The organism is Yinghuangia seranimata, assembly GCF_029953285.1.
Lineage (GTDB): Bacteria > Actinomycetota > Actinomycetes > Streptomycetales > Streptomycetaceae > Yinghuangia > Yinghuangia seranimata.
This window is the reverse complement of sequence record NZ_JASAOI010000048.1, coordinates 19,563-44,795: the sequence shown is the minus strand read 5'-3', so window position 1 is coordinate 44,795 and position 25,233 is coordinate 19,563. Positions and strand designations below refer to the sequence as shown.

General features: G+C 72.4%; 23 protein-coding genes. 15 read left to right on the top strand and 8 right to left on the bottom strand.

Going from position 1 to position 25,233, the window contains the following annotated elements; all coding sequences use genetic code 11:
* Nucleotides 1-21: 21 nt before the first annotated feature.
* Nucleotides 22-1,014: a dihydroxyacetone kinase subunit DhaK gene (gene dhaK, locus QI554_RS29380; RefSeq protein ID WP_281474033.1), complete on the bottom strand. Its 993-nt coding sequence runs from the start codon at nucleotides 1,012-1,014 to the stop codon at nucleotides 22-24.
* Nucleotides 1,015-1,133: 119 nt separating this feature from the next.
* Here dhaK and dhaM point away from each other — a divergent pair, with 119 nt between their 5' ends.
* Complete coding sequence (gene dhaM / locus QI554_RS29375; RefSeq protein ID WP_281474031.1) at nucleotides 1,134-1,532, top strand: dihydroxyacetone kinase phosphoryl donor subunit DhaM; 399 nt, start codon at nucleotides 1,134-1,136, stop codon at nucleotides 1,530-1,532.
* A complete protein-coding gene (locus tag QI554_RS29370) occupies nucleotides 1,516-1,923 on the top strand; it encodes an HPr family phosphocarrier protein (protein ID WP_281474029.1) in 408 nt (135 codons plus the stop codon). Before dhaM ends, QI554_RS29370 begins: the two co-directional genes overlap by 17 nt.
* 79 nt (nucleotides 1,924-2,002) lie before the next feature.
* Here QI554_RS29370 and QI554_RS29365 read toward each other — a convergent pair whose 3' ends face one another.
* Nucleotides 2,003-2,536, bottom strand: a complete 534-nt coding sequence (locus QI554_RS29365; RefSeq protein ID WP_281474028.1) for a MarR family winged helix-turn-helix transcriptional regulator — start codon at nucleotides 2,534-2,536, stop codon at nucleotides 2,003-2,005.
* Nucleotides 2,537-2,753: 217 nt separating this feature from the next.
* Between QI554_RS29365 and QI554_RS29360 the strand changes: the two genes are divergently transcribed.
* Together QI554_RS29360 and QI554_RS29355 are read left to right on the top strand one after the other, a co-directional pair.
* Nucleotides 2,754-3,521, top strand: coding sequence for an SDR family NAD(P)-dependent oxidoreductase (locus QI554_RS29360; protein WP_281474027.1), 768 nt, complete (start codon nucleotides 2,754-2,756; stop codon nucleotides 3,519-3,521).
* Nucleotides 3,522-3,680: 159 nt separating this feature from the next.
* Nucleotides 3,681-4,964, top strand: a complete 1,284-nt coding sequence (locus tag QI554_RS29355; protein ID WP_281474025.1) for a cytochrome P450 — start codon at nucleotides 3,681-3,683, stop codon at nucleotides 4,962-4,964.
* A 6-nt stretch (nucleotides 4,965-4,970) separates the two neighbouring features.
* On the opposite strand, the gene QI554_RS29350 is transcribed toward QI554_RS29355, so the two are convergent.
* Nucleotides 4,971-5,480 (bottom strand): SRPBCC family protein, encoded by a 510-nt coding sequence (locus QI554_RS29350; RefSeq protein WP_281474023.1) that lies wholly within the window; start codon nucleotides 5,478-5,480, stop codon nucleotides 4,971-4,973.
* Between the two features lie 122 nt (nucleotides 5,481-5,602).
* Between QI554_RS29350 and pcaD the strand changes: the two genes are divergently transcribed.
* The gene (pcaD, locus tag QI554_RS29345; protein WP_281474021.1) at nucleotides 5,603-6,376 is read left to right on the top strand and encodes a 3-oxoadipate enol-lactonase; all 774 of its coding nucleotides are present in this window, start codon (nucleotides 5,603-5,605) and stop codon (nucleotides 6,374-6,376) included.
* A 50-nt stretch (nucleotides 6,377-6,426) separates the two neighbouring features.
* Here pcaD and QI554_RS29340 read toward each other — a convergent pair whose 3' ends face one another.
* From QI554_RS29340 to QI554_RS29325, 4 genes are all read right to left on the bottom strand, one after another.
* Nucleotides 6,427-6,894 carry a hypothetical protein gene (locus QI554_RS29340; protein ID WP_281474019.1) on the bottom strand — a complete coding sequence of 156 codons (468 nt, stop codon included), beginning with the start codon at nucleotides 6,892-6,894 and terminating at the stop codon, nucleotides 6,427-6,429.
* Between the two features lie 10 nt (nucleotides 6,895-6,904).
* Nucleotides 6,905-7,474 carry a hypothetical protein gene (locus QI554_RS29335; protein WP_281474017.1) on the bottom strand — a complete coding sequence of 190 codons (570 nt, stop codon included), beginning with the start codon at nucleotides 7,472-7,474 and terminating at the stop codon, nucleotides 6,905-6,907.
* A 150-nt stretch (nucleotides 7,475-7,624) separates the two neighbouring features.
* Complete coding sequence (locus QI554_RS29330) at nucleotides 7,625-9,958, bottom strand: FGLLP motif-containing membrane protein (protein WP_281474016.1); 2,334 nt, start codon at nucleotides 9,956-9,958, stop codon at nucleotides 7,625-7,627.
* 224 nt (nucleotides 9,959-10,182) lie between these two features.
* Complete coding sequence (locus QI554_RS29325) at nucleotides 10,183-10,764, bottom strand: TerD family protein (RefSeq protein ID WP_281474014.1); 582 nt, start codon at nucleotides 10,762-10,764, stop codon at nucleotides 10,183-10,185.
* 249 nt (nucleotides 10,765-11,013) lie between these two features.
* Here QI554_RS29325 and QI554_RS29320 point away from each other — a divergent pair, with 249 nt between their 5' ends.
* Nucleotides 11,014-11,499 (top strand): flavin reductase family protein, encoded by a 486-nt coding sequence (locus tag QI554_RS29320; RefSeq protein ID WP_281474012.1) that lies wholly within the window; start codon nucleotides 11,014-11,016, stop codon nucleotides 11,497-11,499.
* 153 nt (nucleotides 11,500-11,652) lie between these two features.
* On the opposite strand, the gene QI554_RS29315 is transcribed toward QI554_RS29320, so the two are convergent.
* Nucleotides 11,653-14,733 carry a PQQ-dependent sugar dehydrogenase gene (locus tag QI554_RS29315; RefSeq protein WP_281474011.1) on the bottom strand — a complete coding sequence of 1,027 codons (3,081 nt, stop codon included), beginning with the start codon at nucleotides 14,731-14,733 and terminating at the stop codon, nucleotides 11,653-11,655.
* 264 nt (nucleotides 14,734-14,997) lie between these two features.
* Between QI554_RS29315 and QI554_RS29310 the strand changes: the two genes are divergently transcribed.
* From QI554_RS29310 to QI554_RS29270, 9 genes are all read left to right on the top strand, one after another.
* Nucleotides 14,998-15,855, top strand: a complete 858-nt coding sequence (locus QI554_RS29310) for an ABC transporter ATP-binding protein (protein WP_281474008.1) — start codon at nucleotides 14,998-15,000, stop codon at nucleotides 15,853-15,855.
* Nucleotides 15,852-16,709, top strand: coding sequence for an ABC transporter permease (locus QI554_RS29305; protein WP_281474006.1), 858 nt, complete (start codon nucleotides 15,852-15,854; stop codon nucleotides 16,707-16,709). The genes QI554_RS29310 and QI554_RS29305 overlap by 4 nt, the downstream gene beginning before the upstream one ends.
* Nucleotides 16,706-17,998 carry a sensor histidine kinase gene (locus tag QI554_RS29300; RefSeq protein ID WP_281474004.1) on the top strand — a complete coding sequence of 431 codons (1,293 nt, stop codon included), beginning with the start codon at nucleotides 16,706-16,708 and terminating at the stop codon, nucleotides 17,996-17,998. The genes QI554_RS29305 and QI554_RS29300 overlap by 4 nt, the downstream gene beginning before the upstream one ends.
* Before the next feature lie 2 nt (nucleotides 17,999-18,000).
* Nucleotides 18,001-18,654, top strand: a complete 654-nt coding sequence (locus QI554_RS29295; RefSeq protein WP_281474002.1) for a response regulator transcription factor — start codon at nucleotides 18,001-18,003, stop codon at nucleotides 18,652-18,654.
* Between the two features lie 112 nt (nucleotides 18,655-18,766).
* Nucleotides 18,767-19,516, top strand: a complete 750-nt coding sequence (locus QI554_RS29290) for a PIG-L deacetylase family protein (RefSeq protein ID WP_281474000.1) — start codon at nucleotides 18,767-18,769, stop codon at nucleotides 19,514-19,516.
* 211 nt (nucleotides 19,517-19,727) lie between these two features.
* Complete coding sequence (locus QI554_RS29285) at nucleotides 19,728-20,885, top strand: acyltransferase family protein (RefSeq protein WP_281473998.1); 1,158 nt, start codon at nucleotides 19,728-19,730, stop codon at nucleotides 20,883-20,885.
* Nucleotides 20,886-21,005: 120 nt separating this feature from the next.
* Nucleotides 21,006-22,151 carry an acyltransferase family protein gene (locus QI554_RS29280; protein WP_281474122.1) on the top strand — a complete coding sequence of 382 codons (1,146 nt, stop codon included), beginning with the start codon at nucleotides 21,006-21,008 and terminating at the stop codon, nucleotides 22,149-22,151.
* A 107-nt stretch (nucleotides 22,152-22,258) separates the two neighbouring features.
* Nucleotides 22,259-23,419 carry an acyltransferase family protein gene (locus tag QI554_RS29275; RefSeq protein WP_281473997.1) on the top strand — a complete coding sequence of 387 codons (1,161 nt, stop codon included), beginning with the start codon at nucleotides 22,259-22,261 and terminating at the stop codon, nucleotides 23,417-23,419.
* Nucleotides 23,420-23,534: 115 nt separating this feature from the next.
* Nucleotides 23,535-25,202 (top strand): acyl-CoA synthetase, encoded by a 1,668-nt coding sequence (locus tag QI554_RS29270; protein WP_281473995.1) that lies wholly within the window; start codon nucleotides 23,535-23,537, stop codon nucleotides 25,200-25,202.
* Nucleotides 25,203-25,233: the final 31 nt, after the last annotated feature.

Sequence of the window (25,233 nt, the reverse complement as noted above, 5' to 3'; positions counted from 1 at the left end):
TGTCCCGGCGGTCCGGCGCGGTCAGCCCCATCGCAGGGCGGGGGTGTCGACCGGCGCGTCCCACAGCCGCAGCAGTTCGGCGTCGGCACGGCACAGCGTGATCGACACCCCGGCCATGTCGAGGCTGGTCACGTAGTTGCCGACCAGGTTGCGGGCGATCGCGACGCCCCTGCGGGCGAGTTCCTCCGCCACGTGCCCGTAGACGACGTACAGCTCGAGGAGCGGCGTGGCGCCGAGCCCGCTGACCACCGCGACGACCGGGTCGGAGGTCTCGGGCAGGTCGGCGAGCACCGCGTCGAGCATGTCGGCGACGAGGGCGCGGGCCGGCCGCAGCGGGCCGCGTCGCCTCCCGGGCTCGCCGTGGATGCCGACGCCGATCTCGATCTCGTCCTCGGGCAGGTCGAAGCCGGGGCGTCCGGCGGCCGGCACCGTTCCCGCGCGCAGCGCGACGGCGAACGACCGGGACATCGCGTCGGCGCGCCGCGCGGTGTCGGCGACGGCCTTCAGGTCGCCGCCGGCCTCCGCGCGGGCCCCGGCGACCTTCTCGACGACGACCGTCGCCCCGGTGCCGCGGCGGCCCGCCGACCACGTCGACTCCTCGACCGCGACGTCGTCGTCGACCAGCACCTTCTCGACCTCGATGCCTTCCTCGCGGGCGAGTTCGGCGGCCATGTCGAAGCTGAGGTTGTCCCCGGTGTAGTTCTTGACGATGTGCACGACGCCCGCGCCCGCGGAGACCGCGCGGGTCGCGACGAGGATCCGGTCAGGCGTCGGCGCGGAGAACACCTCGCCCGCGCAGGCCGCGTCCAGCATGCCGAGCCCGACGTAGCCGCTGTGCAGCGGTTCGTGCCCGGATCCGCCGCCGGACACCAGGCCGACCTTTCCGGGCCGCACTCCGGCCCTCCGGGTCACCACGCGGTGCTCCTGATCCACCATCAGCTCCGGCCGCGACGCGGCCAGTCCGGCCAGCGCGTCGGCGACGGCGGACTCGGGGTCGTTCAGGAGCTTCTTCATCGCCGCCGCCTCCGCCTCCTCCTACTTCGGACTCCTGTGTACACAGTGTGCCGGGGCGGACGACGCAGCGCGACAAGCGCGTGAGCCGTGTCGCCCGCGGCACGCATCCGCCGCGTAGCATGCCGAACGTGGGCAATCTCGTCGGTCTCGTCCTGGTTTCGCACAGCGTGGCGCTCGCGGAGGGGGTGCGCGAGCTGGTCGCGCAGCTCGGCGGCGAGGTGCCGGTGGCGGTCGCGGCGGGTGCGCCGGACGGCGGCCTGGGCACGTCGGTGGAGCGGGTGGCGGCGGCGTTGGCCGAGGCCGACCGGGGCGCGGGCGTGGTCGTGCTGCCGGACCTCGGCAGCGCGGTGCTGACCGTGCGGGCCCTGCTGGACGACGAACCCCGGCCCGGCGCGCGGCTGGTGGACGCGCCGTTCGTGGAGGGCGCGGTGGCGGCCGTGGCGGTGGCCTCGACGGGGGCGGTGCTCGCGGAGGTGGTGGCGGCGGCCGAGGAGGCGCGGCGTGTTCGGAAGTTCTGACGGCCCGCGTGCCGGAAGGCGTGCTGAGCGGTGCGACGGCGCACACGGCGGCGTTCCCGACTCCGCACACGAGGCCGCGCGGAACTCCGAGCACGAGACCGCGTACGACACAGCGGGCGACGACGTGGCCGACGGCGCCGCCTGCGCCGAGGACGTGCTGCTCGGTGCGGACCTGCACCTGCGTCCGGCGGGTGCGGTGGTGCGGGCGGCGGCTGTCTACGCCGCCGAGGTTCGCATTGAGGTGGGGGAACGGACCGCGTCGGCGTCGAGTGTTTTGGCGGTGACCGGTCTCGCGGCGCGTGCGGGCACGCGCGTCACCGTCCGTGGGCGCGGCCCCGACGCGGCGGCGGCCGTCCGCGCGTTGGCCGCTCTGCTGCGCGCGCCTGGATAGCCGCCCGGCCGCGCGCCCGGGCGGACCCGCCCCTCAGCCCCTCAGCCCCTCGGGCCTCGGCCGGCTCGTCGGGCCCGGGTCAGCCTGCCGTCCCGCCGTCCGAGTCCGCGTCCCTGTACCGCACGGTCTGCAGATCGTCGACGAACCGCGTCATCAGGTCGCCGAGCGCGGCGAGTTCCTCCGGCGACCAGGCCGACAGCACGTCGAGGATGTGCTTGTCGCGGACGTTGCGCAGCCGCCGGACGATGCCGCGGCCCTTCGGGGTCAACCCGACCCGGGTCACGCGTCCGTCGTTGGCGTCGGTGGTGCGCGTGACCAGCGCCTCGGTCTCGAGCTTGCGCAGCTCGCGGCTGACCAGCGACATGTCCATGTGGGTGCGGCGGGCGAGTTCGCCGATCGTCATGCCGCCGTCGGACTGCAGCCGCGACAGCAGGATCACGGCGGGCTGCGACATGGTCGCCCGGGCGGCGGTCATCAGTTCACCGTGTACGCGGCGGCTCTGCTGGAGCCGCAGCAGGCGTTCGACGGCGCCCTGGACCCGGCGCTGGGACGCGAGCCGGTCGGGTGGCGCGGTGTGCTGTCGGTCGTCCGGGGGCTGCAAGGGGACGCTCACTCCCGCGTTCGTGTCGGGCCGGGCGCTCGCGTAGGGGGACCGAGCGTCGGCGATCATGGTCGGGACGCACCGTACGGGACCGTGCGGTGCCGGGAAGTCTACGTCCGAAGACGATGCCCCCGTCACTCGAGCGCGGTCCGCATGACCTCATTCACTTGATTGACTCCACCATTGACTCCGTGGGAGGGCAGTGGTTGGCTCCGGCCCGGAGCGGGAGGTGCGTGTGTTCGAACTGGAGGGCAGGACCGCCCTGGTGACCGGGGCGGGGCAGGGCGTCGGAGCGGGCATAGCCGAGCTGATGGCGCGCCAGGGCGCCGTTGTCGCGGTCAACGACGTCGTGGCGGAGCGGGCCGAGGCGGTGGTGGAGCGGATCCGCGCGGCGGGCGGCGCGGCGCACGTGCTGCCGTTCGACGTCACCGACCGGGCCGCGGCAGGTCCCGCGGTGCGCGGGTTCGAGCGCCGTGCGGCGCCCGTCGACATCCTCGTCAACAACGCCGGGAACGGCGGGGCCGAGGGCTTCCGGCCCACCCGGTTCCGGGACGCCGACCCCGCCGAGTGGCAGCGGTTCGCCGAGGTGAACCTGTTCGGCGTCATGAACACCACGCGCGCCGTGCTCGACGGCATGTGCGCGCGCAGGTACGGCCGGATCATCACCATCGCGTCCGGCGCGGGCGTGCAGGGCCTCGGCTTCGGGGTGTCGCTGTACGGCGCGGCCAAGGGCGGCGCCATCGCGTTCACCCGCCACCTGGCCATGGAACACGCGCGCGACGGCATCACCGCGAACTCGGTGGCGGTGGGCCTGATCGACCCGGCGGCGAGCGGGCGGCAGGCCGACAAGACCGCCGCGATGGCCAAGGCCATACCGGTCGGGCGGCTCGGCACCCCCGAGGACATCGGCGCGGTCTGCGTCTTCCTGGCGTCGCGCGAGGCGGAGTGGATCACCGGGCAGACGTGGCAGGTCAACGGCGGTCAGCCGACGACGTGACGGGCGTCGGGCGGGCGCCCCCGGGTCGGCCGGGGACGCCCGCCCGAACCCGTGTGCGAACGTTGTGCGGCTACCCACGATGGAAGGCAACCCCTGGTCCGGCCACCGGGGTTCGTGGTTCGCTGGAGCCTCCAAGCCGATCCGGACGGGGGTCACGCCATGGCGGTCACCGAAGGGCCCGCAGCACAGGCCGACGGGGCGCGGCCCAAGGCCGCGCCGGACTGGGTGAACCTGTCCGACATGGAGTTCTGGGCCGCGCCGTACGAGGACCGCGAGGCCGGCTTCGCACGGCTGCGCGCCGAGTGGCCGCTGGCGTACTACCCCGAACCGGCCAGCCCGCTGCCCGCCGGGCCCGGCTACTGGGCGGTGACCCGGCACGCCGACGTGGTCGAGGCGAGCCGCAACCCCGAGGTGTTCTGCTCGGGCCAGGGCGCCACGCACGTGCCGGACTTCCCGACCGAGTTCGCGGAGTTCTTCGGCTCGATGATCGAGATGGACGACCCGCGGCACCACCGCCTGCGGCGCATCGTCTCGCGCGCCTTCACCCCGCGCATGATCAAGAAGTTCGAGCAGGACGTGGAGACCGCCGCCGCGCGCGTCGTCGACGACCTCGCGGCCACCGGCACGGGAGACTTCGTGACCGACGTCGCGGCGCGGCTGCCGCTCAAGGTCATCTGCGACATGATGGGCGTCCCGGAGAAGGACTACGGCTTCGTCCTCGACCGCACCAACACGATCATCGGTGTCGCCGACCCCGAGTACGTCCCCGAGGACGCCGACCACCTGACCGTCCTGCTCACCGCGGGCGGCGAACTCGCGGGTCTGCTCACCGAACTGGGCGCCTACCGCACCGACAACCCGGCCGACGACGTCATCTCGGCCCTGGTCAACGCCAACATCGACGGCGAGCGGCTGACCGCCGACGAACTGGCCTCGTTCTTCATCCTGCTCGTCGTCGCGGGCAACGAGACCACCCGCAACGCGATATCGCACGGCCTGCGGCTGCTCACCGCGAACCCCGACCAGCGCGCGCTGTGGCTCGGCGACTTCGAGCGCCACACCCCGACCGCGGTCGAGGAGGTCGTGCGGCTGGCCTCCCCGGTGGTGTGGATGCGCCGCACCGCCACGTGCGACACCGTGCTGGGCGGGCAGCCGATCGACGCCGGGGACAAGCTGCTCCTGTACTACTGGTCGGCCAACCGTGACGCGGCGGTGTTCGCCGACCCGGAGCGCTTCGACATCACCCGCGACCCGAACCCGCACGTCGGGTACGGCGGTCCCGGGCCGCACTTCTGCCTCGGCGCGCACCTGGCCCGCCGCGAGATCACCATCATGTTCCGCGAACTCCTCGGCCGGTACCCGGCCGTCCGCATGACCGGGCCGCCCGAGCGGCTGCGCTCCAGCTTCATCAACGGCATCAAGCACATGCCGTACGAGATATAGGCGGCTTCAGGCGGCTATGGGGGCCAGCTTGCGGTCGAGGTTGCGCATCGCGCGGTAGAACGTCGAGCTGATGAGGAACGGCGCGAACCGCAGCGTCAGCGCGATGACCGCCTTGGGGTCGACCGCGAACGTCCAGGTCACGCGCGAGCCGGTGCCGCGCTCCTCGATCGTCCACTCCTCGATCAGCGCCTTGAACATCGGCACGGTCGCCGAGTCGACCCGGTACGCCCACCGGCTCGGCTCCTCCCACGCCATGATCGTCTCGTGGAACACCACCGGCTTGACCAGGCGGATCTCGCGGCGCGCGCCGACCCCGTAGGGCTGCGCGCCCTCCGGCGCCTCGGACAGGAACCGCCCGCCCTTGAAGTTCGGGAACCAGCCGGTCCACGTCGCCGGCTCGTCGGTCAGCGCGGCGAAGACCTGCTTCGGCGACGCGGCGAGGTCCGCCGACCAGGCCCGGCGGCGCGGCGCGGTCTGCACGAACTCGATCGGTTCGGCACGGAGCGTGTACTTCACCGGGGGCCTCCGGAGGCTGGGAAGGAACGGACCGCCAGGTTATTGACGACCCGTCAGACTCTCAACGGCAAGGACCGCACCCCGTGCGGCCCCGCACCCGCGGCACACCCGAAAGGCACCCCATGACCGCCGCCCTGAACCACCGCGTCGACGGCCCCGACGACGGCTCCCCCGACGCGCCCGTCCTCGTGCTCGGCGCACCCCTCGGCGCGGACATGCGCGTCTGGGACCGGCTGCTGCCGACGCTCACCGCGACCCACCGTGTCGTCCGGTTCGACACCCGCGGCCACGGCGCCTCGCCGCTGCCGCCGGGGAGCCCGACGATGTCCGACCTCGCCGCCGACGTCCTGGCGCTGCTCGACGGGCTCGGCGTCGCCCGGTTCCGCTACGCGGGCATCTCGCTGGCCGGCGCGGTCGGCCTCACCCTGGCGCTGGACGCCCCAGACCGGCTCGACCGCCTCGTGGTGCTGTGCAGCGGCGCCCGACTCGGCGAACCCGAGGCGTGGCACGAACGCGCCGCGCTGGTACGGGCCGAGGGCATGGACGCGGTCGCCGAGACCGTCCTCGGCCGCTGGTACACCCCGGAGTTCGCGTCCCGCGAGCCGGAGACGGCGGCCGACACGCTGGCGATGCTGCGGGCGGCGTCCCCGGAGGGCTACGCCGCGAGCTGCGAGGCGATCGTCGGCTACGACGTGCGGGACCGCCTGGCGGACATCCGCACCCCGACCCTGGTCGTGGCCGCGGGCCGGGACCCGTCGACCCCGCTCCCGCTGCCGACCGAGGTCGCCGCGGGCGTTCCGGGGGCCCGGCTGGAGGTCGTCGAGGACTCGGCCCACCTGGTGATCGTCGAAGCGGCCGAGGCGGTCCGGCCGTTGCTGACGGACTTCCTGACCTGACACGCACGGGTCCGGCCCGCGTCGGGCGGGCCGGACCCGGTCGGCGGACGCTACTGCGAGATGACGGAGTCCAGTGCGGCCCGGTACCTCAGGAGCGCCAGCCTCAGCTGCTCCGTGTCGCCGCCCTGGCGTTGCCGGGCGAGTTCTTCGCGGCGTTTGGTCAGAGCGGCGGTCAACTGCTGGACGGCCTCGTCGAGCAGCGTGTCAGCGCGCGACACCGCGCCGGCGGGGTCCTCGACGAACAGGGCGTTCGTCTCCCGTAGCCGCTTGCGGAAGTTGTCGGCCATGCCCTTGCCGAACAGCGGTGCCAGGCCGTCCGGCACGGCGGGCGGGGCGGCCTGGGCCGACCCCGCGGCCGACCCCGCGGCCGACGCCGGGCGGGCCGGGGCGGGGATGGAACCGGCCGGTGGCCGCAGTGCGGAGCCGGTCTTCTCGGTGACCCGGGCCTGGCGGGCCGCGCGGTCGCGGTCGTCGCGCTCGACGACGAGGTCGTCGGCGGGCTTGTCGGTCGATGTCATGCCGGGAACCTCAGCTCTCACGGGATGTCTCACGGGCGGGTGACGCTGCGTCCGGGGCGCGGCCGAGCAGGGCGAGGAAGAGCGTGCGGTGGTGCAGCAGGGCTTGGCGCAGGTCCTCGGTCGAGGCCTTGCCCGCACCGCTGAGCCGTCCGATCTCCTGCGCCTGCCGGTACCGGTCGAGGGCGTGGCCGTGCGAGACGGACAGCACCTCCATGGGCTTGTCGGCCGCCCCCGTCGGGTAGCCGCGTGCGTGCATGACGCGGGCGATGAGCTCGTCGGCGGCCGTGACCGCGTCGGCGGGCGCCTCGACGAACCGTTCCATCAAGGTGTTCCAGTCGGCTTCGTACTTGGTCTTGGCCTCCGCCGGCAGCGGCCTGATGTCCAGGTCGCGGAACCGGCGTTCGCGTTCCACCAGGTTGCGTTCGGCGTCCCGGCGGCTCGCGAACTGCCCCAGCGCGCGGTCGTATTCCGGGCCGAAGCGGCGGCGCAGGTGCTGCCGCCGCAGGTAGGGGCGCCCGGCGACCGCGCCCGCGAGCAGGACCGCGGCGGCGATTCCGATGACGATCAGAAGTGTGGACACGGTGATTCCCTCCGAGAACTCCCTTGCCCGCTTTCCCCTTTCCTCATACGGATGGCGACTTTCGGCCGGTGGTTCCCGGGAACGCCGAAGGGGCCGGCCGAGGCCGACCCCTTCCTGTTCAGCGTGGTGCGTCGGTGCCGGTCGACGGTCTCAGTCGTCGTCGCGGTCCGCGCCCGGCGGCGGGCCGCTGGGTGGCAAAGGAGGGCGGGAGCGAAGCGACTCAGATATGGGCGGTGGGGGGAGACGGGTGGGCGGATCGGACGGCGGCGCATAGGTGGGCGGAGGTGCGTACGTGGGCGGGGGAGCGTAGGTCGGCGGCGCGGGCGTCGGCGGCTGCGCGGGAGGCGGCACGTACGGCTGCGCCGGGGGCTGCCCGGGCGGCGGCGCGTAGGTGGGCGGCGCGGGCGTCGCCCCGTACGCCGGCTGCGTGCCGGTCGGCGGCTGGTACGCCGGCGGCGGAGGCGCCATGGGCGGCGGCACCGTGCCGAACGTACGCGGCGGCACCGCCGCCGCGACCGGCGTCGGCGCGGTTTCCGGCACGTACCGGAACCAGGCCCAGAACAGCGCCGCGACGAGCCCGAACCCGGCGAAGAGCACGAGCGCGGCGGTGAGCGACGTGCTGTCGTCCGAGCCGCTGTCGCCGGAGTTGAGCACGAGGACGTGGACGAACAGCAGGATCGCCGCCGCGTAAGTGGCCAGCCAGATCCACAGGTTCCACTTCCGCAGCTTCTCGCCGTCCATGAAGCCGATCGGCACGAGGCCGAAGATGACCGTCTCCAGGCCCATGATGAAGATGGTGCCGAGCACCGTGTCGGCGATCACCAGACCGACGTTGGCGCCGACATCGGTGGCCTTGTCGTGGATGAAGCCGAGCCCGAACCACGCCGCGACCGAGACGACGAGCGCGGCGATCGCGCCGAACAGCACGCCGCGGCCCTCCTGGGCGCGGGTGAGCCGACGCTCGCGCAGCGCCACGTAGCCGAGCACGAGGCCGAACACGTAGCCGGGCACGAAGTCCGAGAGCCGCGACAGCATCGTGCAGAAGATCGCGAGCACGAGCGCGCCGGGCGCGGTCTTGAGCGACGCCGGCACCTGTGACGCGCGCTTGGCGACCTGCTCGGCCGGCCACGAGTAGGCGAAGATGACGACCGGCGCCGCGACGACGAAGCCGAGCAGCAGGATGCCGGTCTTGCCGTCGAAGCCCGAGTCGGGGTCGACGAACGTCGACAGGATCGCGCTCAGCAGCACGAACAGCGGCAGGATCCAGCGCGAGGTCCAGAACGCGCCGCCGGGGACACCGCCCGCCACCGCGAACGACCCGGAGCCGCCCGCCGCGGCGAACGAGCCGCTGCCGCCGGCCGCACCGAAGGTGCCGGTGCCGTGTGCGTGGTGCGCGCCGGAGAAGCCTCCGCCACCGCCACTCGCCCCGCCGTATCCGTCGCCGGCCGGGCCCGTGCCGTAGCCGCCACCGCCGCCGCCGGACTCCGCTCCGGACGCCGCGGCCGGGCCGCCGGGGCCGCCGTGCGCGTGTCCGGACAGACCGCCGCCGGGACCGCCGCCCGGCGGGTAGGGGTCGCCGCCCCCGCCCCCGCCGCCGCCTCCTCCGCCGGAGCCGCCCGGGCCACCCGACCCCGCCGGTCCGGCACCGCGGCCGCGCCGCCGCCACCAGCGGCCGATGCGCTCGGCGTTCTCCTCGTACGTCTTGTTGAACAGCTCGGCGGGGAAGCCGATCAGCAGCACCAGCGCCGCCGCGAGGCCGGCGCTCTTGCCGACGCTCTTGGCGTCGAGCGGGATGTCGCCGGGGGTCGGCAGGGCGTTCAGGATCGTCGAGACGTCGTCGCCGACGGGATTGAGCGCCTGCTTGAGGCCCTCCTTGATGCTGTCGGCGTCGTCCGCGGAGAAGTACTTGCCGCCGGTGCTGTTCGCGATGCAGGACAGCTCGCCCTCGGCGCTCGCGTCGGTCTGGAAGCCGATGGTGTTGGCGACGAACTTGATGCCCAGGTCGCGCTGGATGTCCTTGACCACGGGGCACGGGTCGCCGCAGGAGCTCTGGCCGTCGGAGACCAGCATCATGATCTTCTGCGAGTCGTCCTTGGGGAACTCCGCCGCGGCCGCGCGGATCGCGTCCGGCGTCGGGGTGCTGCCGCCGGGCTCCAGCGTGGCGATCTTCGCGTTCAGCTCGTCGCGGTTGCCGGTGCCGGGCGGGACCAGCTGCTCGCCGCCGTCGCCGCAGGGGCCGTCGTAGTGGTGCAGGCCGACCACGTCGCCGTCGTTCAGCGACGCGACCGCCGAGCGCAGCGCGGTCTTGGCGTCGTCGATGCGGCCGCCCATGCGCATCGACCCGGAGGTGTCGACGACCAGGATGATGGAGCGTTTGGACGCCGCGTGCGCGTTAGGCGCGAGGAATGTGAGCAGTACGAGCGCGGACACGAAGGCGAGGAGGCACCTGCGCCATCGGTCCGCCTGGGTTCTCGTCACCGGCATGCCTTAAGCCCCTCCGACGGTTCCTGGTGGTCGGGCGTTGCGACCCCGGGCGACCCGCGACCTCCCCGGCCTCCCGCCCGCCGCCCCCGCTGTGCACGTGGAACCCCAGTCTTCCGGCATCCGGGGGGTCGAGGGAGGGGATTTCCCTCGATTGGGAGCCCGGGAACGCGCGACCGCCCGGCGGCCGGAGGACCGGCGGCCGGGCGGCGGGAAAGCGGCGTGGATCAGACGTTGACGCCGTAGTCCTTCGCGATGCCGGAGAGGCCGGAGGCGTAGCCCTGGCCGAGCGCGCGGAACTTCCACTCGGCGCCGTTGCGGTAGATCTCGCCGAACAGCATCGCCGTCTCGGTCGACGCGTCCTCGGAGAGGTCGTAGCGGGCCAGCTCGGAGTTGTCGGCCTGGTTCACGATGCGGATGTACGCGTTGCGGACCTGGCCGAAGGACTGGCGGCGGGTCTCGGCGTCGTAGATGGAGACCGGGAAGACGATCTTGTCGATCTCGGCCGGCAGCCCCGCCAGGTTGACCTTGATCTGCTCGTCGTCGCCCTCGCCCTCACCGGTCTTGTTGTCGCCGGTGTGCACCACGCTGCCGTCCGGCGTCGAGGTGTTGTTGAAGAAGACGAAGTGCTGGTCGGACGCGACGCGGCCGCTCGCGTCGACGACGATCGCGCTGGCGTCGAGGTCGAAGTCCTCGCCGGTGGTGGTGCGCAGGTCCCACCCGAGGCCGACGACGACGGCGGTCAGCGTGCCGCCCGCGGCCTCCTTGGTGAGCGAGACGTTGCCACCCTTGCTGAGGCTCACAGCCATGGGGATTCCCTCCGAGGATCTTTGCTGCTTTAGGTCCGGTTTTCCGCACAGACGGTACTGCCATCAGCAGGACGTGGGGAGGGGTCTTCCAGTTCCCGCCCCGACGTGGCGTACGCCGCACCTCGCCCGACCTCTTGACGGGCCGGGGGAAAGCCGCTCTCATAGACATACCGAAAAGTCATACAACTATTAGTTGTATTCGCTGCTGTATTCGCACCGCTTGCCGCTCTACGTTCTCCAGGGGCCGCCATGACCAGCGCCACGATCGACTCCGCGCGCATGCGCCAGGTGATGGGCCACTTCTGCACCGGCGTCACCGTCATCACCGCGGTGCACGACGGCGACCCGGTCGGCATGGCGTGCCAGTCCTTCACGTCGCTCTCGCTGGAGCCCGCGTACATCTCGTTCGCGCCCGCCCTCACCTCCACCACCTGGCCGCGCATCCGTGCCGCGGGCCGCTTCGTCGTCAACGTCCTCGCCGAGGACCAGCAGGACGTGTGCCGTGCGATGGGCCGGAGCGGCGGCGAGAAGTTCGCCGACGTGGACTGGGAGCCGGCCGGCAACGGCGCGCCCCGCCTGGCGGGCAGCCTCGCGTGGATCGAGGCCAACGTCGAGCACGTCGTGCCCGGCGGCGACCACGAGATCGTCATCGGCCGCGTCGGCGCGCTCGAACTGCCGCGCGACGCCGCTCCGTTGCTCTTCTACAAGGGCGCATACGCCGGCCTCGCCGGCTGACCCGCCACCCGCGGCCGAGGGACGGTCGGTCCGCGGGACGGCGGGAGTTCGTGGGCACCCCTGTTTCCACGGAACCCGCCGAGCGCCACAGGCCCGCCGCCGACCCACGTACCGGGGTCGCGGCGGGCCTGTGCACGTCCGCCGTCGGGTCCGCTACCGGTGGCTCACCGCACCGCCCTTCGGCGTCCAGGTGATGTACCCGCCCTGGAAGTCCTGGCGACGCCCGCCCGCGATGTCGTACTCCTCGCTGGTCGGGAACCCGAGCGAGGAGTTCTCCCAGCCCATCGACGCCCACTTGTCCCGGATACCGCCGCGGATCATGTGCGCGCCGGTCGCCGGGGACCAGAAGATCGAGCCGTTCTGGAAGTGGTTGTACGCGCCGGGCTTCTGCGTCGTCGGCAGCTCGCTCGTCGTCGGGAACGCGAGGATGCCGGCGTCCCACCCGTACTGCGCGTACTTGTCGGCGATCGCGCCGTGCACGATCTGCGCCCCGGTGTCGGGCGACCAGTAGGCGGTGCCGCCCTGGAACACCTGGTAACGACCGCCGGGATGCCCGGTGTTCGCCTCATCGGTCGCCGGGAAGCCGAGGTACCCGGCGTCCCATCCCGCCTCGCCCCACTTCTGGCCGATGCCGCCGTACACACCGTGCACGCCGGTCGCCGCGTTCCAGATGATCGTGCCGCCCTGGAAGTTGATGTACCGGCCGCCGGGCCGCCCGGTGTCGGCCTCGTCGGTGGTCGGGAAGCCGAGCGGCCCCGCGTCCCAGCCGAACTCCGCGAACTTCTGGGCGAAGACGCCGCTCACCGCGTGCGCGCCGGTCGTCGCCGACCACGTGATGCTGCCGTGCTCGAAGTTGTTGTAACGGCCGCCCGGACGCCCGGTGTTGCCCTCGTCCGTGACGGGGTAGCCGACCGTGCCCTTCTCCGCGCCGAGCGCCTTCCACTTGGCGTAGATGCCGCCCCACATCAGGTGGCTGCCGGTGGTGGGCGTCGTGTAGACCGCCGCCGTACCCGCGGCACCGAACACCGTGAAGCGCGCGACGCCGTCGGACGCCACCTGCTCCTCCGTGCTCGGCGGGCCGAACGCGGTGGCGCCGCCCTGCGCGAGGTACGCGGTCAGCGCCGCGCCGCGCACCGAGTGCACGCCCGTCGCCGGGCTCCAGTACGCCCGGCCGTTCGCGAAGTCCCGGTACCGCAGCGCCGCGTCGCCGACCTCGGCGCCGGTGGGCGCGCCCAGCCCGGCCAGCGGCCCGCCCGGCTTGACGGCCTGGTCGATCGGCGTGTCGTAGCCGAGCGTCAGGGTCAGGTCGTGGTCGGGCATGGTGAGCGTGCGCGTGCGGTCGCCGCTGGTCGGCCAGCCGACGAACGTCGCGACGCCGTCGTTCGACTTCTGCGGCGCGGTCACGGTCACCGCGGCGCCGGAGGCGACCTCCACGGTCTGGGCCTGGTGCGTGTTGATGGTCACCGCGGCCGGGATGTCGGACGCGACGGTGAGCGTCACCAGCTTCGGCCACGCGTTGTACACGCGCTGCGTGGTCACGCCTTCGGCGTCGGTCGTCGTCGCCGTCAGCTGGATGTGCGTGTCATCGCCGTGGTCGACGAACGGCGTCTCGTAGGTGTTGGCGACCTGGCTGGTGCCGTCCGGGTGGACGTGGCAGCCGCCGCCGTAGCAGTGCACCATCTGCTTCGTCCACGTGATCGGCAGCGCGCCGCCCGAGGCGTCGGTCGCCGTCGCGTCGAAGTGGATGGGGTCGTTGACCTTGAACCGGGCCTCGTCCGTCGGCCCGGTCCAACTCAGCTTCGGCGCCGCGTGGTTCGGGATCACCTTGATCCGGTACTCGCCGGTCTTGCCGCCGGGGTCGGTCACGGTGAGGGTGGCCACGACCGCGTCGGGCGCGCTGTAGGTGTGCGACACCTTCACGCCGGTGCCGGTCGAGCCGTCGCCGAAGTCCCAGGCGTAGGTGAGCTGGTCGCCGTCCAGGTCGCTCGACCCCGACGCGTCGAAGTCCACCTTCATCGCGGCGGCGTCGACGGTGCTGGTCGCGGAGGCCGTCGGCGCGCGGTTGCCGGCCTCGTACACCAGCCGCCGGATCTTGTTGGCGACCAGGTCGGCGCTGACGATGTCGCCGTTCGGCGCGGCCGCCAGCTTCACCACCGCGCCGGTCTCGGTGCCGAAGTCGGTCGCGACCGGGTGGGCCAGCGGCTGCCCGGCGCCGTCGCGCAGCGGCAGCGTCCACAGCTTGCGCAGGCTGTAGTCGCCGAAGAAGTAGGTGCCGCGGTACTGCTCCGGGTACGACGTGCCGGTGTACACGATGCCGCCGGTGACGCATCCGTTCGCGCCGTTGTGGCTGTACGTGTACAGCGGCCCGCTCGCCGAGACGCCCTTGCAGCCGGGCAGGTCGCGGTAGTCCGCGGTCGGGGCGTCGCCCTCCCAGCACGGCCACCCGTAGTTGTTGCCGGGCTGCACGAGGTCGACCTCCTCCCACGACGACCAGCCGACGTCGCCGACCATCGGCGCGCCCGTCACCGGGTCGAGGGAGAGGCGGAACGGGCTGCGGAAGCCCGAGGCGTACGTGCGGCTGCGCCACGACGTCGGATCGGCCGCGTTGTAGCCGGGGTTGGTCGGCACACCGGCGCCGGTGGACGTGACGTGCAGCAGCTTGCCGAAGATCACGTCCGGGTTCTGCGCGTCGAGGGCCCGCGGGTCCATCGCGCGGTAGTCCGCGTTGTCGCCCACGGACACCCACACCGTGCCGTCGGGGGCGGCCACCACGCCGGTGATCGCGTGCACGGCGATGTCCGCGCGCCGCGGCGCCTCCAGCATGATGTGCTCGGCGCCGACGCCGGTCGGTTCGCCGGTGCCCTCGACGTGGAACGAGCTCAGCCGCAGCGTCTTGGCGTCCGACGCGCGTGCCGTGTAGATCGTGCGCGACGTCGCGTAGTCCGGTGCGACCGCGAGGCCGATCAGGCCGAGGTCGTCCACCGCCTCGGTCGGCACGTCGGCGACCGGTACGACGCGGCCGTCCGGTGAGATCCAGGCGATGTGCCCGGTCTTGCCGGCGGTGAAGTAGCCGCCGTCCGGCGTGTAGGCGAAGTCGGTGAGCGTCCACTGCTGCTGGCCGGTGGGCTGCTCGCGGAACGAGAAGCCGGGAGGCAGCGCTTCGGCCGCCTCACTGCGTCGGGTCAGGTTCAGGAACGTGAAGACCGACGCGGTCAGCGCGAGCACGATGCCCACGGCCGCGGCGACGTGCAGACGGGATCTGCGCGTGCGTAGGCGACGGTGTGTGTTGATGACAGGACCCCCCACGGGTACCCCTCAGACCGAACGAGCCTCGGCTGGGAGGGACGAAGCTACTCAGACCCGGCGCCGCCCGGAAGACGCACGAGGTTGCGAATTACTCACAATGGCGTCCGCGGCGGCTGTCCACCGATCGGTGGACAGCCGCTGTCAGCCGCTCGTACGTCCCGTGCGCGGGCCCGCCGACGGCAGTCTCGGGGCATGGAGAAAACAGCGGGCGGCCCGGCGGTCCGGGTCCGGGGACTGCGCAAGACCTACGGCGCGCACACCGCGGTCGACGGCGTCGACCTGGACGTGCACACCGGCGAGATCTTCGCGTTGCTCGGCCCCAACGGCGCCGGGAAGACCACCACCACCGAGATCCTCGAAGGCCAGCGCCGCCGCGACGCGGGCGAGGTCGCCGTGCTCGGCGTCGACCCGGCCGCGGCCGACACCGCGTGGCGCGCCCGGATCGGCATCGTGCTCCAGGAGTCGCGCGACTTCGCCGAGCTGACGGTGCGTGAGATCGTGCACCACTTCGCGCTCTACTATCCGGCGCCGCGCGACCCCGACGAGGTGGTCGAGGCGGTCGGGCTCGCCGCCGAGGCCGGCCGGCGCACCGCGCAGCTGTCCGGCGGGCAGCGCCGCCGCCTGGACGTCGCGCTCGGCATCCTCGGCGACCCCGAGCTGCTCTTCCTCGACGAACCCACCACAGGGTTCGACCCCGAGGTGCGGCGCCGGTTCTGGGACCTGGTCGCGTCGCTGCGCGACGGCGGCACCACGATCCTGCTGACCACGCACTACCTGGACGAGGCCGAGCAGCTGGCCGACCGGGTCGGCGTCCTGGCCGGCGGCCGCATCGTCGACGTCGACACCCCCGACCGGCTCGGCGGCCGCCACCTCGCGCCCGCCACCGTCCGCTGGACCGAGCACGGCGCGCCGCGCGAGGCGGTCACCGACGGCCCCACCGCGCTGGTCGGCGAACTCGCCGCGCGGCTCGGGGGCGAGGTGCCCGACCTGTCCGTGTACCGCCCCTCGCTCGAGGACACCTACCTGCAGCTGATCGGAGAGACGCGATGACCACGACGCCGGCCGTCGTCCGCACCCCTGCGCGCACCCCGCGCGTCCGCGCCATCGCCGCACCCTCAGCGCTGCGCATCGGCCGGGCCCGCGCGGTCCTGGAGGTCCGCCAGTTCTTCCGGAACAAGGGCGCGATGTTCTTCACCTTCTCGATGCCGCTGGTGATGTTCCTGCTGCTCGCCTCGATCTTCGACGAGACCGACAAGGCCACCGGGGTCAGCACACAACAGGTGTACGTCACGGGCATGCTGGCGATGGGCGTGATGTCCACCTGCCTGCAGAGCCTCGCCCTCCAGGTCGGCGGCGAACGCCACAACGGCACCCTCAAGCGACTGCGCGCCACGCCGATGCCGCCCGCCGCGTACTTCCTCGGCAAGATCGCGATGGTCGTCGTGACGAGCCTCGTCCAGGCCGCGATCCTGCTCGGGCTCGGCGCCGCGTTCTTCGGTCTCGAACTGCCCGCCGACCCGGGCCGCTGGTTCACGTTCGTGTGGGTCTACCTGCTCGGCGCGACCGCCTGCACGCTCATCGGGCTGGTCGCGAGCAACCTGGTCAAGGGCGAGAACGGCGGCCCGGTCGTGCTGCTGCCCGTCATGGTGCTGCAGTTCATCTCCGGCGTGTTCGTGATCTTCTCGCAGCTGCCCAAGGGCGTGCAGATCGTGTCCGCGGTCTTCCCGCTCAAGTGGATGTGCCAGGGCATGCGCTCGGTGTTCCTGCCCGACGCCTACGCGTCGGTCGAGCCCGCCGGCGGCTGGGAGCACGGCCGCACGGCCATGGTCCTCGCCGCGTGGGTGGTCGTCGGGGCCATCATGTGCCTGAAGTGGTTCCGCTGGAAGGGCGAGGACGAGGGATGACCGTGACGGACGCGGACGCGGACGGGCTGACGGGCGCTGACGGCCCGACCCCGGCGGACGACCTGACGCCGTGGGCGGCGAGCCTGCCCGCGGACCGCGGCTGGCGCGGCCAGGTGGTGGGCGTGTGGCACATCGCCTTCGGCATCGTCGTGCTGGTGAGCGGGCTGCTGACCGCCTCGCGCGGGGCGCCCGCCGTCGCGTACGTCGCCCTCGGTGTCTACGCCCTCGCCTACTTCACGCTGCTCGCGCCGATCATGTCCGGCGGCCGCCCCGAAGGGCCCGCGGCGTACGCCTTCCTCGCGGTCTCCTACGCGACCGTCGTCGTCATCGGGCTGACCGCACCGCACGGCCTGATCATCCTGTACGTCGTCTTCCCGCACTGCGTCGCCATCCTCGACCGGGGCTGGGCCAAGGTCTCCGCCGTCGCGCTCGTCGCCGTCACCGCCGGCGTCTGCTCGGTGGTCCACGACGGCACCGGCGGCGGCCAGATCGCCGACGCCGCCATCACCGTCGGCGTCGCGGTCCTCACCAGCCTCGGCCTCGGGTTCGTCACCACCGTGCTGATCCGCGAGTCCGAGCGCCGCGGCAGGCTCATCCAGGAGCTGGAGCGCACCCGCGCCGCGCTCGCCGCGTCGCACCACGAGGCCGGCGTGCTCACCGAACGCCAGCGCATGGCCCAGGAGATCCACGACACGCTCGCCCAGGGCTTCACCAGCATCCTCATGCTCCTGCAGGCCGCCGACGCGTCGCTCGACACCGACCCCGAGGGCACCCGCCGCAGGCTCGACCTCGCCGCCCGTACCGCGCGGGAGAACCTCACCGAGGCCCGCGCGCTCGTCGCCGCCCAGGACCCCGCCGAACTCGACGGCGGCTCCCTGCACGACGCGCTCGGCCGGGCCGTGGCCGGGCTCGCCGAAGAGCTCGACGTCGCCGCCGAGTTCCGGGTCGCCGGAACGCCCCGCGACCTGCCCGCCACCACGCAGGTCGTGCTGGTGCGGACGCTCCAGGAGTGCCTCGCGAACATCCGCAAGCACGCGGACGCGACGGCGGTGTCCGCCGAACTCGCCTACCGGCCGGTCGGCGTGCGCCTGACCGTCACCGACGACGGCCGCGGCTTCGCCCCCGCCGAGACCGCCCCCGGCACCGGAACGACCGGCGCGGGCACCGGCACCGCGGCGGGCGGCTACGGCCTGCGGGGGATGCGCGCCCGCATCGAGCAGGCGCGCGGGAGACTGGACCTCGACAGCGCCCCGGGAGCGGGCACGACGGTACGCGTGGAGGTGCCCTGACCATGGCCGAGCCCGGCCCCGCCGTCATCCGCCTGCTGCTGGCCGACGACCACCCGGTGGTCCGCGAAGGCCTGGCCGGCATGCTCACCAACGAGCCCGACCTGGAGGTCGTCGGCGCCGCCGAGGACGGCGCGGCCGCCGTCGCGCTGGCCGCCGAACTACGGCCGGACGTCGTGCTCATGGACCTGCGCATGCCCGGCACCGACGGGGTCACCGCCACCGGCCGGATCACCCGCGAACTGCCCGGCGTGCGCGTGCTGATCCTCACCACGTACGACACCGACACCGACATCGTCCGGGCCGTCGAGGCGGGCGCCGCCGGCTACCTCCTCAAGGACACGCCGCGCGCCGAACTCGCCGCCGCCGTACGGGCCGCCGCACGCGGCGAAACCGTCCTCGCGCCCCCGGTCGCCGCCAAACTCGTGACCCGCATGCGCGCCCCCGCCCGCGAGTCCCTCAGCCCCCGCGAGACGCAGGTCCTCGGCCTCGTCGCCCGCGGACTCACCAACGCCGAGATCGGCCGCGAGCTCTACATCGGCGAGGCCACCGTCAAGACGCACCTGCTGCGCGCCTTCGCCAAACTCGGCGTCGACGACCGCACCGCGGCCGTGACCGTCGCCATGGAGCAGGGCCTCCTGCCACGCCCGGGCGAATAGCCGCGTGACCAGCCGCGGGACCGGCCGACATCGCGCCGTAGCGCCACGGTCGCCCCCCGCCGCTGCGACGATGGGGGGACATGTCCGATCGTTCGCCCTGAAAGGGAGCCCCATGACCGAGCAGGCACCGGCGCCGTTCGAACCGCTGCGTGAGGACTGGTCGACCGCGGTCGCCATCGTCGCCCACCCCGACGACATGGAGTACGGCGCGGCGGCCGCCGTCGCGCGGTGGACCGACCAGGGCAAGAAGGTCGTCTACGTGATGCTCACCAGCGGCGAGGCCGGCATCGACGGCATGCACCCCGACAAGGCGAAGCCGCTGCGCGAGGCCGAGCAGGTCGCCTCCGCCGCGCTGGTCGGCGTGGACACCGTGGAGTTCCTCGGCCTGCCCGACGGCGTCCTCGAGTACGGCCTGCCGCTGCGCCGCGAGGTCGCCCGCGTCGTGCGCCGGCACCGGCCCGAGATCGTCATCACCGGCAACTGGCGCGAGACCTACGGCGGCACGGTGCCCAACCAGGCCGACCACATCGCGGCCGGCCGCGCCGTCCTCGACGGCTGCCGCGACGCCGGCAACCGCTGGGTCTTCCGCGAGCTCGCCGAGTCCGAAGGCCTCGAGCCGTGGAACGGCGTCAAGGAGGTCTGGGCCGCGGGCTCCCCACAGGCCGCCCACGCCGTCGACACCACCGCGACCTTCCCCCGCGGCGTCGCCTCCCTCGAAGCCCACGCCGCCTACCTCGCCGGCCTCGGCGGCGCCATGGCCGACGCCGAGGAATGGCTCGAAGGCTTCTCCCGCACCGCCGGCTCCCGCCTGGGCACCCGCTACGCCGCCTCCTTCGAGGTGGTTCCGCTGTCCTTCGAGTAGGCCCGCGCCCGGACGGGCCGCGGCCGGGACGGCCCCCGGCCGGGCGGGCCGGGCGACCACGGGTCCTCGGGTTCGCGCGGCCCGCGGTCCGCTGGGTACCGTGCAGGGTCGGTCGCGGGAATGAGGGGCTTTGTCAGACACGTCGATTGGTGCGCGCTCCCTGCTCGGCTCGATGTCGCGGGCGGCGCTGTGGTGCGGTAGAACCTCCCGCGTGACCACGACTGCGCCCGAGCCGGGAACAGCCCCTCCCCGCCCCCGGGCGATGCCCGAAGCCGTCGCCTCCGACCCGCACCCCGGGCCCGTGGGGCGCCGGCACGGCGCCGTCGAGGTGCTGGTCGCCGTGGCCGTGGTCATGCTCGTCGCGTTCGACCTGGTCGCCTTCGGCTACCCGTGGCTGGACGGTCCCCGCACCGTGCAGTCGCAGCTGCCGCACCCGCTGCTGACGGTGTCGCGGTACGGCTGGCTCGGCGCGTACCTGTTCTTCATGGCGAGCGGCTTCGCGGTCGCGCTGCTGAGCCGCGGGCGCGGTGTCGGCAACTACGCCACCGCGGTCGCCGTGCGCCGTTACCCCGCGTACTGGGCGGCGGTCGGCGTCACCGTGGCGGTCGTCGCCTGGGTCGGCGACGGCGTGAGCTACAACCGCCTCACCGCGTGGGACCGCACCCTCAACCTGACGATGTTTCAGCAGGCGCTCGGGATCGGTCACGTGGACCCCGCATACGCACTCCTCTGGGTCGAGCTGCGGTTCTTCCTGCTCTTCGCGCTTGTGGCGACCTTCGGTGCCACGTACCGCAGGCTCCTGGCGTTCTCCATGTTGTGGTCCGTGGCGGCGCTGCTCGCGCAGGCCACGGACAACGAGGCGCTGCGCTACGTGTTCGTCCCGGAGCAGGCGCCGTTCTTCGTCGCCGGCATCGCCTTCTACCTCATCTACCAGTACGGACCGGATGTCCTGCTCTGGTGCCTGGCGGGGTTCGCCTTCGCGGCGGGGCAGCGCGCGGTGGCCGACCAGACGCCCGACACCGAGGCGCACCTCGTCCACAGCCTGCGCGAGTGGCCGGGACACGCCGCGGTCGTCGTCTTCTTCCTGGCGATGGCGTTGCTGGCGCTGCGCAGGCTCGAGTGGCTGGACGTCCGTCCGGCGGTGGTCCTGGGGGCCGTCGCCTACCCCCTTTACCTGATCCACGGTCAGGCCGGGTGGACGTTGATCCTCCGCTTGCGGGAAGATCTCAGCGCCGGCAGCGCACTCGCGGTCGCGCTCGTCGCGGCCGCTGCGGCGGCACTCGTGATCCACCTCGTGGCCGACCGTCTGGTCGCACCGCGCTGGGGCCGGTCGCTGCGCGAGGCGATCGAACGCATGCCGCGCGAGTGACGCGAGCCGCCCCGTACCGGGCGGATCCGTACAGATCACGGCGTCACGCCGTCATGATCTGTGGATTGTTCCTCTGTAGTCGACGCACGCCAATCCGTGCGATACAAACGGCCGGTGGTCATGTCCGTCTCGCTGAAGTACGACACCGCGCCCACCGAATCCACGGTGGCCGCGGCAGCGTCTGCGCCGGGTGTCGCGCGTCCGCGCGGGGGACGGATCCCGGTGCTGGACGGCCTCCGCTTCGTGGCCGCCTCGTCCGTGGTGCTCTTCCACCTGTCCACGATGATCTTCCCGTGGGGTGACCACCGCCCCTCGGAGAACCTGTGGACGCCGTACTACCAGGCGACCTCGTACGGCTGGCTGGGCGTCGAGCTGTTCTTCATGATCAGCGGCTTCGTCATCTGCATGAGCAGCTGGGGCCGTTCGATCGGCCAGTTCCTCGTGTCGCGTGCGACCCGGCTGTACCCCGCGTACTGGTTCGCGGTACTGCTGACGTCGCTCGTGGTGTTCCTGGTCGCGGGCGGCATAGGCTCCCGAAGTCCCGGGGGATGGGACATCGTCGCGAACCTGACGATGTTCCAGGAGCCGCTCGGCAGCGTCGACGTCGACAGCGTGTACTGGACCCTCTGGGTCGAGATGCGCTTCTACCTGATCTTCTCGATCGTCGTGTTCATGGGCGTCACGTACCGCAGGGTCGTGGTGTTCTGCGTCGTGTGGACCCTCGGCGCGTTGCTGGCGACCGGTACCGACGCCGGCGTCCTCAAGTACGTCCTGGTGCCCACCTCGGCTCCGTTCTTCGTGGCAGGCATCGCGTACTTCCTCATGTACCGGTACGGTCCCAGCCCCGTGCTGTGGGTGATCATCGGCTTCAACTTCCTGATCGGGCAGCGCACCGTCATCGACCGGCACCACGACGCCGAGGTCGGGATGTCCGAGTACCACCAGCAGTGGGCGACGCACATGATCGTCGCCGTCTTCTTCGTGGTGATGGCCGCCCTGGCGCTGGGCTGGTTCGACCGCGTCACCTTCCCGTGGCTGACCACGCTCGGCGGCCTGACCTACCCGCTCTACCTCGTCCACTGCGAGATGAGCTGGGTGATCATCAAGGAACTGCGCGACGACTACCCGCCGAGTGTGCTGATCTCGACGCTGGCCGCCGCCGCTGTGCTGATGGCGACCCTCGTCTACGTCGTCATCGAGAAACGCCTGGCCCCGCGGTTCGCGAGGGCGATGCGGGGCGCACTGGCGCGCATGCCGGACGCCTGAGTGGATCTTCGTCCGCCAAACGTTCGGCGACGAGAGCGATGTCACGATTCAGCGGATTTCCTGGCGAACCCTTAGCGGGCTCTCGCGGTGCAAGGTAAAACCTTCGGGTGCCGACTTCCCAGACGCTTCCCTCCGAGGCTGCCGTGTCGGCGGGGCCGGCCGGGGACGTCATTGTCGAACCCGTCGCGCCGGCGCCCGCGCCGGCACCGCGTCGCGGGCGTCTGCCCGCGCTCGACGGCATGCGCTTCGTCGCCGCGACGGTCGTGATGCTCCACCACCTCGTCATAGCCCCGTACGCGTGGCACGGCACCACCGGCAAGGTGTTCCACCCGTTGCTCGTCGCGACCACCGCGTACGGCTTCCTCGGTGTCGAGTTCTTCTTCCTGATCAGCGGCTTCGTCATCTGCATGAGCAGTTGGGGCCGCAGCCTCGGCCAGTTCTTCACGTCGCGCGTGACGCGGCTCTACCCGGCGTACTGGGCGGCGATGGCGGTCACGACGCTCGTGGTCTGGTACGTGGCCGACGGCAACGCGACGGTCAAGCTCAGCAAGTGGGACCGGCTGGTCAACCTGACCATGTTCCAGGAGCCGCTGAACATCGCCGACGTCGACACCGTGTACTGGACGCTGTGGGTGGAGATGCGTTTCTACCTGCTGTTCGCGATCGTCGTGTTCCTGGGCGTCACCTATCGCCGGGTCCTGGCGTTCTGCGTCCTGTGGTCGGTCGCCGCCATCCTGGTCACGGCCGTCGGGAACAGCGAGGCGCAGTACCTGCTCGTCCCCAACTCGGCGCCGTTCTTCGTCGCGGGCATCGCCTTCTACCTCATGCACCGCAACGGACCGAACGTGATCCTGTGGGGCGTCATCGGCTTCAGCTTCGCGGTCGGCCAGCACAACGTCATCCAGCGGTGGCAGGGCACCGAGGACATCATGCGGCACAAGATGCCCGAGGCTCCGGTGCACATCGCCGTGACCGTGTTCTTCGTGCTCATGGCGGCGCTCGCGCTCGGCTGGCTCGACCGGATCAACTGGGGCTTCCTCACCACGCTGGGCGCCCTGACGTACCCGGTCTACCTGCTGCACTGCGAGGCCGGCTGGGCGCTCGTCCGTGCGCTGCGAGGCCACTACAACGCGAACCTGGTCGTCGCCATGGTCGTCGCCTGGGTGTTCCTGGTGGCCTGGCTGATCCACGTGCTCGTTGAGAAGCGCCTCGCGCCGCGCCTGGGCACACTCGTCAAGAAGTCGTTCGCCACCATGCCGAGGGACTGACGCGCGTTCCGGCTCCGGCGGCCGCTCCGCCGAGCACCTGGTCGTGGGCTGTGTCACGACTACGTGTTTTCCGGAACCATTGACGTCGTCAAGGAACCTTACCTATCGTGCGGCCGTGGCCGACTTCAATCTCGCGGACCTCTGGGAGCTGCTCGCCGACGCGGGCGGGGACACCGAGGTGCTCGTCGCAGGCGATCAGCGACGCACGTACAAAGAGCTCGACGCCCGGGCCAACCGGCTGGCGCACCATCTCGCGGAGAGCGGGGTGGGGCCAGGCGACCACATCGGCCTGTACAGCTTCAACCGGGTCGAGTTCGTCGAGGCGCTGCTCGCCGCGTGGAAGATCCGCGCGGTGCCGGTCAACATCAACTACCGGTACGTCGAGGCCGAGCTGGCGTACCTGCTCGGCGACGCCGACCTGGTCGCGATGGTCTACGAGCGCGGGTACGCGGACCGGCTGAGCGCGCTCGCCGCCGACTTCCCGGGCCTCAAGACGTACGTCTCGATCGCCGACGACCAGCCCGCCGTCCCCGACGTGCCCGGCGCGGTCGACTACGAGGAGGCGCTCGCCGCCGCGTCGCCCGAGCGGGGCTTCGGGCCGCGCTCCGCCGACGACCGGTACGTCGTCTACACCGGCGGCACCACCGGCATGCCCAAGGGCACCATGTGGCGCCACGAGGACATCTTCTTCGGCGCGATGGGCGGCGGGGGCTGGCCGGGCACCCCGATCGCGACACCCGAGGCGATCGCCGGGAACGCGGTGCGCGACTTCCGGCTCACCTTCATGCCGGCCGCGCCGCTCATGCACGGCGCCGCGCAGTGGTTCGCGGTCGGCGGCCTGCTGGCCGGCAACCGGGTCGTGCTCTACACGGCACGCAAGTACGACGCGGCCGACCTGCTGTCGATCGCCGAGCGCGAGCAGGTCTCGTCGATCCAGATCGTCGGCGACGCGATGGGCCGGCCGCTCGCGGACGCCGCCCGAAGAGGGCGGAGCGAAGCGACTTCGAATATGGGTGGTGGGGGGCGACGGGTGGGCTCGTACGACCTCTCCAAGCTGTACGTCGTCGGCTCCGGCGGCGCCGTGCTGTCCGAGGCGGTCAAGGACGAGCTCAGGGCCGTCGTCCCGCACCTGATGATCAACGACAGCTACGGCAGCTCCGAGCTCGGCGCGGGCGGCAGCGGCGTCCCGAAGAAGGACGCCGACAAGGACGACGCCGCCGGCAACGCGCCGCGGTTCGCGATGGGCCCGCAGATCACCGTGCTCGACCAGGAGACCATGCGCCCGGTCGAGCCCGGCTCCGGTGTGGTCGGACGCATCGCGCGCACCGGCCACATCCCGCTCGGCTACTGGAAGGACGAGGTGAAGACCGCCGCGACCTTCCCGACCGTCGACGGCGTGCGCTACGTCGTCCCCGGCGACTTCGGCATGATCGAGGCCGACGGCACGATCGTCATGCTCGGCCGCGGCTCGGTGTGCATCAACTCCGGCGGCGAGAAGATCTACCCCGAAGAGGTCGAGTCCGCGCTCAAGGCGCACCCGGACGTGTTCGACTGCATCGTCGTCGGCGTGCCCGACGAGCGCTGGGGCGCCCGCGTCGTCGGGGTCGTCCAGCCGCGCGAGGGCACCGCGCCCACGTACGACGACCTCGCCGCGCACTCCCGCACGCTGCTCGCCGGCTACAAGGTGCCGCGGGCGGTCGTCCTGGTCGACGAGATCGGCCGCACCAACGTCGGCAAGGCCGACTACGCCTGGGCCTCCCGCGTCGCGGCGCAGGGCTCCTGAACTCCCGTACCCACCAAGCATCGCCGATCAG